The organism is Actinomadura xylanilytica (genome assembly GCF_030283145.1).
Taxonomy (GTDB): domain Bacteria; phylum Actinomycetota; class Actinomycetes; order Streptosporangiales; family Streptosporangiaceae; genus Spirillospora; species Spirillospora xylanilytica.
In genome coordinates this window covers 33,727-47,070 of the sequence record NZ_JASNWE010000002.1, presented here as the reverse complement: position 1 = coordinate 47,070, position 13,344 = coordinate 33,727, and the positions used below count along the sequence as shown (strand labels likewise).

Genomic DNA, 13,344 nt, shown 5'->3' with positions numbered 1-13,344 from the left:
GAGCCGCAAACGTCGCGAGGGGCAATACCGATCATGGCCAAGAACAAGGGCAAGGGGCCGACGCCCAAGGCCGAGGACCGGCACTGGCACGGCAAGCGGCAGAAGGCCCGCGCGGTGAAGAACTCCCGCCGGACCGGCACCCCGACCGTCGGTCCGGGCGCGCGGCCGGAGGGCGCGGGCGCCGCCCGTCCCGGCGCGACCGGCCGTCCCGCCGGAGCCCGCCGCGCCAACGGCGAGGCCCCGGAGCTGATCACCGGCCGCAACGCGGTGGTCGAGGCGCTGCGCGCCGGCGTCCCCGGCACCGCGCTGTACGTGATGACCAGCGGCGACGAGCGGGTCCGCGAGTCGATCCAGCTCGCCGCCGACCGCAGGATCCCGCTGATGGAGACCGGCAAGAGCGAGCTCGACCGGCTCACCGACGGCAGCGTCCACCAGGGCATCGCGCTCCAGGTCCGGCCGTACCGCTACGCCCACCCCGACGACCTGGTCAAGGGCAGGGCCCCGCTGATCGTCGCGGTCGACGGGATCACCGACCCGCGCAACCTCGGCGCGATCGTCCGATCGGCCGCCGCGTTCGGCGCCACCGGGGTGGTCGTGCCCGAGCGGCGCGCCGCCGGGGTGACCGCGGGCGCGTGGAAGAGCTCGGCCGGAACCCTGGCCACCGTGCCGGTCGCGCAGGCCACCAACCTCGCCCGGCAGCTCAAGGCGTACCAGAAGGCCGGATGCTTCGTGGCCGGGCTCGACTCGGGCGGCGGCGTCGCGGTCGCCGACATCGAGGTCGCCGCGGGGCCGTTCGTGCTGGTCGTCGGGTCCGAGGGCAAGGGCCTGGGCCGGCTGGTCGCCGACACCTGCGACCTGCTGGTCACCATCCCGATGCCGGGCGCCGCCGAGTCCCTCAACGCCGGCGTCGCCGCCGGCATCTCGCTGTACGAGGTCGCCCGCCTGCGCGGCTGACGCCTACCCGCCCGGCGTTGACCCGCCGGTGTCCCAGACGGTCCCGCCGGGGGTGTCCCGCAGTTCCACCCCGCCCTCGGCGAGGGCCGTCCGCAGCCGGTCGGCCAGCGGGTAGAGGCCCGCGCGGCGCAGCTCGTCCCGCACCTCGATCAGCGCCGGGACGGCCCCGGCCAGCCTGCCGGGCCGGTCCGCGGCCGTACCGAGCCGCACGATCAGGCCGCGCATGATCGTGCGGGCCCACTCGGTGCCCTCGTCCTCCTCGGTGTCGGCCGCCCACTCGGTCACCGCCGCCTCGATCCGAAGGACGGCCTCGGCCCGCGCCGCCGCCTCGTCCGGCCCGGCCGCCTCGTCGAAGCGGTGCCGGGCGTCCAGGACGAGATCGCGGAGGCTCACCTCCTCGGCCGCCGGGCTCGCCGGACGCGGCCGGGGCCGCGCGGCGGCGCCGCCCTTCGCCAGCGCGCGCAACTCGTCCAGGCCCAGGGTGTCGCCCGTGGGCAGGACGATGCTCTCGCCCCGCCGCCGCACGGTCACCGTCCCGCGTCCCCGGATCTCCACCCGGCCACCGTCGATGACGATCGCGGTGTGCTCGTCGATCCCGAGCACCGCCACGCCGTCCGGCAGCTCCCGCTCCATCGCCGCCAGGCGGCGCTCGCCCAGGTAGGAGTAGCGCGTGTCGTGGGTGCCGCCCTCGGCGTTGTCGTAGTGCGGGATCACCGCCACGTCCAGCCCGTACACGCTCATCAGGTCCAGGCCGGGGGCCCAGCGCGGTGCCGCGCCCACCTTGTAGATCTCGTACACCGGCACGCAGAACCGGCCGAGCGTGCAGGCCGCGGCCGAGGCGAACACCAGTGCCGCGCTCCCGGCCCGCGCGTGATCGTGCAGCGCGGTCCGTGCCGTTCCCCGCCAGCGGTCCAGCGCGTACGTGGGGCTGCCCGGCCCCGAGAAGATCCACTCGGCCCGCCGCAGCACCGCCGCCCCCCGGTCCCCGTCCAGGTCCGGCGCGACCCGGACCCGCAGGCCCACGCTCCGCGCGAAGTAGTCGCACGCCCGCGCCGAGATGTCGGCGGCGTTCTCCTGGAAGCCGTACGGGGTGTCGAGCAGGACGGCCCGCGCCGGACCCGCCCGCCGGGCGACGTCCTTGTGCACGCTCACCATGGTCGGGCTCGTCTCGCCGGACCCCATGATCACCATCAGCTGCCGCGGCATACCCCACGACATCATCCGGAGCGCCGTCCGGCCACCCCTCAGAGGCGTCCGGCCATCCCCGGCGCGTGCCGCGCCACCGCCTCGGCGAGGAGCGGGTCGCCGGTCAGCGCCGCCCGCGCCACGTCGTCGTGCTCGGCCAGGAACGCCAGGTGCCTGGCGGCGTGCGCGGCGACCTGGTCGGGCCCGACCGCGTCCGGCGCCGGACGGTCGGCCCGCTCCCCCCGCGCGACCTGGGCGGACGGCCCGAGCGGCGTCGCGGGCCGCGCCGGCTCAGGGTCGGGCGCCACCGCGTACGTCAGCACCACCCCGCCGTCCGCCGCGCACCGCCAGCTCGTCGAGTGCACCAGCGGAACCGTCTCCCCGACGCCCGCCAGCCGCCGCGCCGCGGAGTCGGGATCCTCGGCCCTGCCGAGCGCCCCCGTCAGCCGCCGGTACGCCAGCCGCCCGTCCGCCACGGCGCGCAGCACATAGATCTCCACGACGACGCGCCGCGCGGTGGCCGAATCCCCCTGCATGTCCGCAACGCTAGCGCTGTTGCAACACACATGCAGCAGCGGGCCGGACGGAGTGGTGTCGCCGAAGCGGCTCGATCAGCTACTGCCCGTGCCGAACAGCACGTCCGCCGCGCGCGGCCAGTCGACCGCGATCGAGATGAACGTGCCACTGCCTGCGGCGGGCCGGGCACCCCATTGGCCGCGACCGTAGGTGACCTCGACCGGCGCCCAGGTGAAGGCGTCGCGGTCCAGGACCGCGCAGGCGGCGAGGGGGTCATGCAGGAGCTTGCCCTCAGGACGGTGAGAGAGGTAGAGCGCCATGCCCTCGCGGGCGAGAACGGTGCCGGGGGACAGGCCGGGGGCGGCGAGGAGGCGGGCCTGAAGGGCGGCGTCCCAGACGATGCCGTGGGTGACGTTCTTGGAGACGAGATCGCGGTGGGCGACGCGTTCGGAGGCCAGCGCGGCGAGGGCGGCCTTCTTGTCCCCGCCGAAGTTGAAGGACTCGCACTCGGTGCGGCCGGCGAACTTCGGCAGGCGGCCCTCGGGCGGGACGAGGTTGTCACCGGCGAAACCGCCCTGGGCGACCCAGCGGGAGATCGTCAGGCCGGGATGGTGGCGCAGGAGATGGCGCAGGTTGTGCAGCGGCGCACCGGTGAGAAGGACGGTGTCGGGGTCGGCGGTGAGGGCGGCGGCGAGGATCTCGTGGGCGACGCCGTCGGAACCGGCGGGCGGGAGCCGGCCGAGCCACTCGTCATGGAAGGCCGAGACCGCATCGGCGGGGCTGCGGACGTGGCGGGCACCGACCGGGACACTCACGCCGAGCCGGTGCAGCACCTCGCGTACGACGGCGAGCTGGGCGCCGGTGCCGGGGTTCACGGTAACGGCCGCGAGCCGGACCTGGGGGTGGGTGGCGAGCAGGCACAAGGTCAGTGCGTCATCGGGGTCGCGGGTCTCCATGTCGAAAACGACGGAGACGGTCCGGGTGTCAGCGCTCACCGAGCGAACATATCCGGTCGGATACACGCGAGTCGCACAACCGCCCGTCCCCCGGACCCGCCGACGAGCCGAGCGAGGACCGGGGGACTTCGGTGCCGGGAGTTCAGAGGTCGTGTGCGCCGGTGCGAATGGTCGCGATGAGCGACGTGAACGCCGCCCGGCCGAGCGCGAGCTTGGGACCGTCGGGGTTCTTGGAGTCGCGCACCGCGACGATGGAGGAGAGATCGGCGACCTCTACGCAGTCCTGCCCGCCTTGACCGCTGCGGCTGCTTTTGCGCCAGTGCGCGGTGGAGAGATCCGGCTTGATCACGTGTGCTCCTTCAGATACTGCCCGAGTAGATCGAGTGAAGCGGCCCTCGGGAGTGCTTCGCCCATGATGATCCCGAACCGTACAACGCACCTCGCGATCACTTCGGGATCCTCGATCACCTGAGCCAGCTCAGGTCCTTCAATGTAGACCGACTCTGCCCCGTCCTGGAACCCGAGGATGGTGAACAGGCCGTCCAGCGCCGCGTACGTGACCGAGGAGAAGGGAAGCACCCGGATCTGAACGTTCGGCAGTCCGGCCATGTCGATCAGGCGTTGGATCTGCTCACGCATCACCTCGTCACCCCCGACGGGGACGCGGAGTGCGGCTTCGTTGATCACGAACTGGAACTGGGTGAGCGGAACCCTGGTGAGGATGGGTTTCCGCTCCATGCGTGCCGCGACGATCTCGTCCAGCGCCTCCGGCGTCTGCCCGGCGCTCATCACGGCACGGGCGTAGCTCTCCGCTTGGAGGAGTCCAGGTATGACCTGCACGACGTAGGCCCTGACGGACGTCGCTTCGTCCTCCAGTTCGATGAACTGGGGGAAGCCGGGCGGCAGGTACGCGCGGCGTCCGGCGCGTTGGATCACGTCACGGATCTCGACGAACTCGGGGTCATCGAAATAGGTCGCGGCGTCCTCAGCGAACTTCTGTGGGACGGCCTTGTCCGTGGTCTCCATCTTGTGAATCCACTGGGGCGTGTAGCCCATCTCGTCACCGAGGCGTTCAAGGGTGAAGTCGAGAGCCTCCCTGCGACGGCGGAGCTTGGCTCCGAAGTGGCTCCGAAGGGAATCGGGCTTCACGTCCCTGCGTCTGGGCATCGAACGGCCTTCCATCTCAACCATGGCGAGTGGGTGATGCCCCATGCCTCGCGGTTGACGGTCGACTGAAGCAGAGGGATGCGGGGGTGTCACCGGTTCATGGCCGACTGTAGTTGAGGCTGTGATGCTGGTCACGGCATTCCGGTGATGCGACTCGGTGTGAGGGAGTCGCCTCGTCGCACAGAGATAGGGCGGCCCCGGGCCGGTGCTGTAACACCGGCGGTTCCGGGCCTTGATCCGACAACGGAGGTCGGACCCATGGCAGATCGTAGGACTCGGGACGCCCGGCTTGCGGCTCTGGGCGCGCATTTGGGTGCGCGGCGGTTCGAGGTGGAGTTGATCGAGGCTGGGCTTCGGGTGGTCGATCCTCAGGCGGCGGGGTGTTGCGGGAGGGGACGGATGGCTGGGGACGTGATCATGTGTGCGCCTCGGTCGAGTGACGATGGGCGGTGGTGGTTCTTCACGTCGTGGCGGGAGCCGATCGCGCCTGCGGACGAGATCATCAACGCGGCCGTGTTCATCCTCGGATACCTGGGCAAGCGGTCCGGCACGGCGGAGTCAGGACGGTGACCGCCATGGCCGCCGAGATCCGGCCGGACCGGGTCGCGGCCGAATTGCGACGGCGGTTCCCAGGAGCGTTGGTATGGCGGGGGAACGTCAGCGGGCAGTGGTGGGCGGTTGTGCGGGACCGGTCCGGGGATGATCGTCTGATGGAGGCGCCGACTCCGGCGGCACTCGGCCGCATCCTGGAGGAGGTCGGCGCCCGCCCGCTCGGGTTCGTTCCTGCTGGCGCGGACGTCCGGTTGAGGCCATCCCCGCGACCGGCCCGGAACGCAGCGTCCACGAAGTCGACTGGAAGGCATGTGCGGCAGTCTCGGGGCGGGTGGTTCCGGCGGTTGCTCGGCTGTCTGGTGGTTGGGGACGCTGGCCGGACCGGCGGGTGATGAGGGGGCGGTCAGTCGGTGTGGCCTTGGAGGGGGGCGCGGAGGTCGAGGAGCTGCTGGGTGTGGTCCGGCACGTGGGACTCGGCGAGGCCGTCGATGAGGACGGCCAGCGGAACCGGCCGGTCCATCACGAGCGCGTCGTTGGACAGCAGGATCGTCGGCACCAGGACCGAGGCGGCCTCCCTGCTGAGCTGATCGGCGATGTCGCAGAGGACGGCGGCCTGGCTCCGGACGTGGTCGATCAGCTCGGCCGTGCCCGCGTGCTCGGCGATGATCCGGTCGAGATTCCAGGTGTTCTGGGAGATCCGGTTGTCGAAGGTGGGGCGCGAGCCCGCGACGACGCCTAGAGCGACGGCCGCGATCGCGGCGTCGACGCTGAGGAGATGGGCCAGGACCTGATCGGCGTTCCATCCTCCGTCGGCGGCGTCGCCGAGGTCGGGGGTGGCCGCCACGTCGAGCAGCTTCTCATAGACGCTGCGAAGTGCCGTCGTGTCCATGACGTGCTTCCTTTCAGTCGGGTCGTTGCGAACGCGCATCCCGTTCGGCCGTCTCGGCGGCGCGCTTGATGTCGGCCAGCCGCCGGTCCCAGTCGGCCGCGACCGTGGCCATCCACCGCGCCGTCGCGTCCAGTGCCGCGGGCCGCACGGTGTACCGCGCCTCGCGGCCGACCCGGTTGCCGGAAACCAGGCCGGCGGCGTCCAGTACCGCGAGGTGCTTGACGACCGCCTGCCGCGAGACGGGGAGCCGTTCGGCGAGCGTCGTGGCGGTGGCCTCGCCCTGTTCGGCGAGCAGATCGAGCACCTTGCGCCGCGTCGGGTCGGCCAGCGCGGCGAGAACGCCGTCGGCCGTCCCGGCGGCGGCGGCGTGGTGGCCGTCGGTCACGTGGACGGCTGTAGGGCGCGGTTCTTGAGCGCGTCGAGCGCCAGGCCCCAGCCGCCCGTGTTGTCCTTCACCGCCTGGCCGCGCAGGTCCTCGGAGCCGGGCAGGGTCGCGAAGCCGCTCTCCACGACGCGGAGCCGCGTCGCGTCGCCCTCCGGGATCAGCGTGAACTCCACGAGGGTGCTGTTGTCCGCGCGGAGCTCCTCTCCGGGGAACGCGCTGGCCCAGCGGTACGCCAGGTACGTCTGCGGCTCGACCTTCTCCACGCGTACCGGGAAGTCGCCGTACTCGGCGCTCTTCGCCACCATCGACGCGCCTTCCTCGGCCACCGTGCCGGGCAGGTTCGCCGTGTCGGCCGCCCAGAAGCCGGGCTGGGCCACCAGCGTCCAGACCCGCTCCAGGGGAGCCTCGATCAAGGTTTCGCGTTCGATCCGGTCGTTGCTCATGAGTGGACTCCATTGATCGTCGTCAGAATGTGCAACCACAGAGTTGCATGTGACCCCTGTTGAGTGCAACTCGTGGGTTGCGCAATCCAGTGCCTCTGGCGGCCCGTGCCGGCTCAGAGCTCGAGGACGTACCAGGCGACACCGTCGTGGACGTACAAGTTCGGGCCGTGGCCGACGGCTCGGTCGCTCCCCAGGGGCGAGCCGTCCGGGCGGGTGAGGCCGTACGCTCCGACGGGTTCGGCGCGGTCGCGGGTCAGGGTGCACAACGTCAGCCGGCCGGTGCCGTCGCAGTGGGCGAGGGTTTCGTCGTGTACCGCCAGAGCGCGGATCCCGGCCGAGATGTGGCGTTCGGTCACTGCGTCGGCGTGGATTCCCAGCAGGCCGAGGTCCGCGGAGAAAGCCCAGGTGGAGTCTTGATCCACGTTCAGGACGTCGCAGTAGGACCGGTCGTTCTCCCGGCTCGGATCGGCGGGCTTTGCGGCGTGCGTCCACTGGCGGGTGCCGCCGATGTCCCAGCGGGCCAGGCCGGCGGCGCCCGCGGAGGTGTAGGCGTACGCGGTGTCGTCGGAGTAGCCGACCCAGATGGCGCCGTTCTGGTCGGTGTGCAGGCACCCCAGTTCCCCGCCCAGGGAGAAGCGGTGGGTCGGACGGCCCCGGGGGGTGAAGATCTGGGCTTGGACGTCGCGCCCGGACGCGTCTCGCGCGTCCCAGCCGACCGGGAAGTTCTTGTCGGCGATGACGAACCCGCCTTCTGGCAGCGCGTCCAGGACGGGGGAACGGGCCGCTAAGCCGTGCAGCTCGGTTTCGTGGACGGAGCCGTCGGCCACGGTGACCAGCAGCGCGCTGTACGGCTCGGGCGTTCGCGGTCGTTCGCCCAGCAGCCAGTGTGCACGGCCGGTGGCGTCGACGGTGGTGGTGAGCACCCGGCGCCAGTGATGCCAGCTGGGGAGGTGGGCGTGCAGGGCCAGGGGGAGCGTCGTCTCCATCAGGTCCTCGCGAACCGCAGGTCGTGCCGGCTGAGCGTCTCGGCCGTGCCGGAGGCGCGGAGCACGACGTCCAGGGCACGCTGGGGGTCCGCCGCGTAGCAGCCGCTGCCCCACGCGCCGTTCGCCTCGACCACGGCCCACCGTTCGGTGCCCTGCGCGTCCACGGTGAGGCCGACGTCGACGACGATCGCGCTCGGCAGCGTGGCGGCGCAGGCGGCCAGCACCTCGCGGGCGAAGCCGAGGACCGCGCCGTGGTGCGGATGGCCGTCGAGCGGCGCGAGGGCGAGGCTCCCGTTGGACGCGTACTGGCTGCCGGCGTGCACCGCTCCGTCCAGGACGTGCAGCCGGAACTCGGCGGCGAACGAGACGGGGTCGGCCACCAGGACCAGGGTCTCCGGATCGACGGCGTCCGGACCCGGCAGGTGGGCGCCGTCGGCGTAGAGGCCCGCCCGGACGCGCTTGTCGTTGGGGGACTTCACGAACACCGGACGGTGCAGGCCGTACGCCTCCGCGATCGGGACGAGGACGATGTCGCGCCCGCGCAGGGGCTCGGGCAGGTCCGCCAGCCAGCCGGGGGCGGCCTCCAGCAGGGTGATGCCGAGCGCGGACGCCAGGGCGTCGGCGAGCAGCAGTCCCGAGTACAGGTGCGCGCCGCAGCCGATCAGGTCGGCGGGCGGCTCCGGGCCGGTGAGCTGGACGGCGCCGATCCCGCGGTCCGCGGCGGCCTTCAGCAGCGCCCGGCTGGAGCCGCTCGGCCGGTGCCCGAACACCAGGATCGTCCCGTCCACCATCAGGTGATCTTCTCCAGGACGGCGGTGTAGACGCGCCGCCGGTCGGGGCGGGCGCGTCCGGCGGCGTGCGTCAGGGCGGGGACGGCCGGCGCCCCGATCCGCGCGAGCCCGTCGGCCGCGGTCCTGCGGACGGTGGGACGGGGGTGGGCGAGCAGCCCCACCAGGGCGGGGATCGCGGGCGCCCATCCCGCGTGCGCCAGGGTCCTGATCGCCGCGCGGGCGATGTCGGGCTGCCGGTCGTCCAGCAGCCGCGCCGTCTGCTCCAGGTAGGCGGGCCGCGCCAGCACCTTGCGGGAGAGCCGGTGCGCGTGCAGCCGGACCCGGGCCTCGGGGTGGCCGAGCGACTCGGCGAGCAGCTCCTCGAGCTCGAAGTCGCGGGCCGGGGGCCGTCCCGGCGCGGGGGCGTCGGTGAACGGCTCGGCCAGCAGCGACAGGGCCCGGCGGATCTGCTCCGTTCCGCCCGTGCGGGCGAGCCGGAGCAGTTCGGCGCGGGACGGCGTGCGGGCCTGCGGGGCGTGCACGCGGGTGCGGAGCGCGGTGAGGGCGGCGGAGTCGCGCCGTCCGGCGTCGGGGTGGCGGAGCGGGCCGTCCACCAGGTGGATCCTGTCGGCGAGATCGCCGCGCCCCTCGGCGCGCAGGCGCCGGCGCGTCCGCGTCAGCGCGGGGGTGCGGAGCAGCGAGACGTTGGCGACGAGGTCGAGCAGGCCCCACGCTCCGGCTTCGACGCGCTCGGACAGGGCTTCCGCCACGAGGTCGGGCGCGGCGCGGCGCAGTACCTGCCGCGCCGCCGCGCGGGTCCCGGGTGTGCCGTGCTCCCACCAGCGCAGCAGCCCGGGGATGAAGGGCGTCAGGCATGGAGGGGCGAGATGGGCCGTCACGGCGGCGAACCGTTCGGGGTCGGCCGCATCGTCCAGGCCCGTCAGGGCGGACGCGAGTGGAGCGGTGACGGAGAGATCGACGCGGCCGTGCAGGTAGGCGCGGAGGAGCGCGTGGCGGATCTCCGGTTCGGGCCAGCCGAGCAGGGCCTGGGCGGCGGCGTCGCGGCGGCCCTGGACGGGGTCGTCCAGCATCGCCAGGAGGCGTTCGCGCTGCGCCGTCGAGCGCGGCTGGTCGAGATCGCCGGGGCGCGGGGCGCGCGGGCGGGGGGCGGGGCGGGCGTTCTCGGTGAGGGTCCAGGGCGGCGCGTCGACGGGCTGGAGGTCGGTCATCCAGTCGAGGAGCGCGGCGCCGACGTCCTGGGCGGCGGCGGGGAAGACGTCGATCAGCGCGTTGAGCCGGTCGCGTGAACCGGGCGCGGAGGGCGCGTCGTCCGCCGCCCGGAACCGTGCGAGATCGGCGAGGCCGCGGGCGGCTGCTTCGAGGGACGTCCGCCACGCGCGCGCCTCTTCGCCGGGGGGAGCGGAGTCCGTCGCCTCGAACGCCTCGTGCAGCACGTCCCGTACGGGTTCCGCGCTCGCGCGGGCCGCGGCGAGGGCGCGGTCGAGGTCGGCGCGGGTCAGCACCGCCCGGCAGCGGCGCAGCAGCGCGAGCGAGGACCGGCCTCCCGCGATGCCCGGCGGCAGGGCGCGGACCCGCTCGGCGGTCTCAAGCGCCTCGGACGCGGGCAGCAGGGGGGCGACCTTCTCCAGCAAGGGCAGGAGAGGAGCGCCGACCCCGGGAAGCGCGGCGGCCAGCAGCCGTCCGGACCGGGCGAACGTCTCCAGCTCGCCGTCCGACCAGGGCGCCGGACACAGCCGCAACGTGAAGCGCAGGAGCGGGTCGCGCCCGGCCGGTCGCGCGTCGGCCAGCTCCAGCCAGCGCGCCAGCGACCCCCGCAGCCGATCAAGACCGGCGAGCTCATCGGACGTGCCGGACGTGCCGGACGTGCCGAAGCGTTCGGCGAGACGCCACGCGGCGTCGGCGTTCCAGCCCCGCGCGGCCAGCAGTGCGAGGTCGGCGTCCGGCTCCGGAGCGGCGGCGGGCGGCGGGACGATGCCGTGGGCCGCGAACCGGTCGGCGAGGTCGGTGACCGTGCCCGAGCCGAGGCGGACCCACCCGTCGGGGACGAGCGCGAGCAGGGCGGTCCCGGCCGGTGATCCCTGATCGGCCAGGGCCCCGACCGCGCGCGCCGACACCACCCCGTCCAGACCTCGCAGCAGCAGCGTGCGGGCGCGGTCGTCGGCGGCGCGTTCGGCCGCCGCGACGATCGTGGCCGCGTACGCGTCGCCGAGGATCGCCCGCAGCGCCTCGACGAGCGCCGCGCGTAGGCCCGGGTTGTCGTGCGCGCCGAGCCAGAACAGCAGCCTCGGCACCGCCACCGGCCCGCCCGCGCGCGCCAGCGCCGCCGCCGCGGTCTTCTTGACGTTCATGTTGGGATGGTCCAGGCACGCCGCGACGGCCGCCGCCGCCCAGCGCGCGCGGGCGTGCCCGAGCGCGAGCAGCGCCTGGCGCGCGGTCTGCGCGTCGGGGGCGGCGGTGAGCGGGACCAGGCTCGCCGACAGTGCCTGCGCGTCCGCGCCGTCCGTGTCACGGGCGAGCAGCGCGATCACGTGCTTGCGGACGTGCCGGTCGCGATGCCGCAGCAGCGGGTGCACCCGCGCCCGCACCCCGCGGGACGCGGTCCGGGACAGGACGCCGAGCAGGATCGCCGTCTCGGCCGCGGTGAGGCCGGGACGGTCCAGCAGGTCCAGGACGAGGTCCGCGACGAGGGCGTCACCGGCCTCCCGCGCCCCCGCGGCGTCCAGCAGGCAGCGGGGCCGGATCTTGCCGCGCTCGTGCAGCCGTCCGCCCAGGTCGCGGACGGCGCTCACGACCTCGTCCGGGACGGCGGGTTCGGCGGACTCGCCACCGGGCCGGCTCGGTGCGCTCGGCGCCGAGGCGGCCGCGAGGTCGGACACGACGCGCAGCAGCAGGTCGGCGATCGCCGGCACCGTCCCGGGACCGCCGTGGCGCGCGAGCGTGCGGAGCGCCGCGGCCGGGTCGGCGGGGTCGAGCGCGGCGCGGAGCAGCGAGAGCTCCGCTTCGTCCGGGCCGCCGAGGTCGGCGGCGATCCGGCGGGGCAGGGCGCGCGGGTGGAGCCGGACCAGGAGCGAGCGCCGCGCGTCGGCGTCGCCCGTGAGGTGCCACACCAGCTCCAGCGCCCGATGCCGGAACGGCCGCAGATGGGGGACGACGCCGGATGGCCCGTCCAGGCCCAGCCCCTCGCGCAGCGCCGCGACCGTGCGGGCCCCGCCCACGGCCTCCAGGGCGTCCAGGGCCGCCGCAGGCGAACGCGGCAGCGCCTCGATGACCTGCTCTTCGGCGGCCGTATGGCGCAGCGCGCGGATCGCCCGCAGGAACGGCGCCGGATCGGCGGCGGTGCGCAGCAGGCCGGTGACCGCGTCCCCGGCCGGGAGGTCGGCGGCGCCCTGCGCGGCCAGCGCGACCAGCAGGTCGAGCCGCCTTGGCCAGCTCGGATCGCCGACCGCCGCCGCCGTCAGCTCCGCGAGCGCCGCCCTTCGGCAGGTGAACAGGACGGTGGCGACCTCGTCCGGACGGACCGTGTGGTCGGCGAGGGCCAGCCGCACGATCGCCGGGACGTCCCCGTCCACCGGGAAGTGCCCGCGCCGGTGCAGCCGGCGCAGGCAGCGGGCGGCGGGCCCGGCGAGCAGGAGGGGGTCCCCGGCGGCGATCGCGATCAGATCGCCGATGTCGTCGCGTCCCGCGAGGTCCCCGAGCAGCTCCAGAGCGCGCCGCCGCAGCGCCGGCGCCCGACCGGCGCCCGCGGCCACATCGCGGAGCAGGCGCTGATGCCCCTGCCGGGCGGCGACCTCGACGGCCGCGTCGGCCGCCGCCGCGTCGCCCGTCGTGTTCAGGAAGCGGTTCAGCGGCCCCTCCGGCAGCGGGTCCAGCGCCGCCCAGGGCTCGGCGAGTTCGCGGAGCGCGGCCACGCCCGCGCCCGTACCGGGGGAGTCGGTGGCGATCCGCAGCACCAGCGCGCGGGCGCGGGACGAGGCCAGCAGGGCGGCGTGCACGGCCTCGCGGGTGATCCGCAGCGCCTCGGCGTGGAGCGCCGGTTCGGGCCGGTCCGCCAGCTCGCGCGCGAGGGCCTCGGGATCGTCCACATCGGCCGCGCCGAGCCCGTGGACGGCCTGGCAGAGCGCCTCGCCCGCCGGTTCGTCCCGGACGGTCGCGGGCCGTCCGGCGATCTCGGCGCTCAGCCAGGCGACCCGCACCCGGGCGGGCAGGCCCTCAGCGGCCCGCCACCGCGGCGGCTCCCGGACGTGCGCGCGCAGCCGGAGATGCAGCCGGGCCAGGGCGAGCGCCGCCTCGGGCGAGGCGTCGACGAAGCCCGGCAGGCACTCCGCGAAACCGGGCAGCTCGGCCCGGTCCTCGTCCCGCTCGGCGCCGAGACGCTCGGCGAGGCCGACGAGCCCGGCCCGCCGCACCGCCGGATCGGGCTGCCGGACGAGCCCGCGCAGCACGCCGGGCGCGCACGTCAGCGGATCGAGCCCGCTCGGAACCGCGTCCCGCATGTCCGTCATGTCCGCAGATCCTAGGAC

The 13,344-nt window shown here is 74.5% G+C and carries 12 protein-coding genes; 1 reads left to right on the top strand and 11 read right to left on the bottom strand.

Going from position 1 to position 13,344, the window contains the following annotated elements; all coding sequences use genetic code 11:
• The first annotated feature begins 33 nt into the window (after window positions 1–33).
• Window positions 34–954, top strand: a complete 921-nt coding sequence (gene rlmB, locus QP090_RS11280) for a 23S rRNA (guanosine(2251)-2'-O)-methyltransferase RlmB (RefSeq protein ID WP_285938686.1) — start codon at window positions 34–36, stop codon at window positions 952–954.
• Window positions 955–957: 3 nt separating this feature from the next.
• Here the strand turns inward: rlmB and QP090_RS11275 are convergent, their stop codons facing one another.
• From QP090_RS11275 to QP090_RS11225, 11 genes are all read right to left on the bottom strand, one after another.
• Window positions 958–2,160 carry a hypothetical protein gene (locus tag QP090_RS11275; protein ID WP_285938685.1) on the bottom strand — a complete coding sequence of 401 codons (1,203 nt, stop codon included), beginning with the start codon at window positions 2,158–2,160 and terminating at the stop codon, window positions 958–960.
• 38 nt (window positions 2,161–2,198) lie between these two features.
• A complete protein-coding gene (locus QP090_RS11270) occupies window positions 2,199–2,675 on the bottom strand; it encodes a hypothetical protein (protein ID WP_285938683.1) in 477 nt (158 codons plus the stop codon).
• Window positions 2,676–2,750: 75 nt separating this feature from the next.
• Window positions 2,751–3,650, bottom strand: a complete 900-nt coding sequence (locus tag QP090_RS11265) for a nucleoside hydrolase (RefSeq protein ID WP_285938682.1) — start codon at window positions 3,648–3,650, stop codon at window positions 2,751–2,753.
• 103 nt (window positions 3,651–3,753) lie between these two features.
• Window positions 3,754–3,960 carry a DUF397 domain-containing protein gene (locus tag QP090_RS11260; protein WP_285938680.1) on the bottom strand — a complete coding sequence of 69 codons (207 nt, stop codon included), beginning with the start codon at window positions 3,958–3,960 and terminating at the stop codon, window positions 3,754–3,756.
• Complete coding sequence (locus QP090_RS11255) at window positions 3,957–4,802, bottom strand: helix-turn-helix domain-containing protein (protein ID WP_285938678.1); 846 nt, start codon at window positions 4,800–4,802, stop codon at window positions 3,957–3,959. Before QP090_RS11255 ends, QP090_RS11260 begins: the two co-directional genes overlap by 4 nt.
• A gap of 931 nt (window positions 4,803–5,733) precedes the next feature.
• Entirely contained in the window at window positions 5,734–6,219 is a 486-nt protein-coding gene (locus tag QP090_RS11250) for a hypothetical protein (RefSeq protein WP_285938676.1), read from the bottom strand.
• A 13-nt stretch (window positions 6,220–6,232) separates the two neighbouring features.
• A complete protein-coding gene (locus QP090_RS11245; protein ID WP_285938674.1) occupies window positions 6,233–6,604 on the bottom strand; it encodes an ArsR/SmtB family transcription factor in 372 nt (123 codons plus the stop codon).
• The gene (locus QP090_RS11240; protein WP_285938673.1) at window positions 6,601–7,047 is read right to left on the bottom strand and encodes an SRPBCC domain-containing protein; all 447 of its coding nucleotides are present in this window, start codon (window positions 7,045–7,047) and stop codon (window positions 6,601–6,603) included. The genes QP090_RS11245 and QP090_RS11240 overlap by 4 nt, the downstream gene beginning before the upstream one ends.
• Window positions 7,048–7,160: 113 nt before the next feature.
• Complete coding sequence (locus QP090_RS11235) at window positions 7,161–8,033, bottom strand: hypothetical protein (RefSeq protein WP_285938671.1); 873 nt, start codon at window positions 8,031–8,033, stop codon at window positions 7,161–7,163.
• Window positions 8,033–8,824, bottom strand: coding sequence for an ATP-grasp domain-containing protein (locus QP090_RS11230; RefSeq protein ID WP_285938669.1), 792 nt, complete (start codon window positions 8,822–8,824; stop codon window positions 8,033–8,035). The genes QP090_RS11235 and QP090_RS11230 overlap by 1 nt, the downstream gene beginning before the upstream one ends.
• Window positions 8,824–13,326 (bottom strand): HEAT repeat domain-containing protein, encoded by a 4,503-nt coding sequence (locus QP090_RS11225; RefSeq protein ID WP_285938668.1) that lies wholly within the window; start codon window positions 13,324–13,326, stop codon window positions 8,824–8,826. The genes QP090_RS11230 and QP090_RS11225 overlap by 1 nt, the downstream gene beginning before the upstream one ends.
• Window positions 13,327–13,344: the final 18 nt, after the last annotated feature.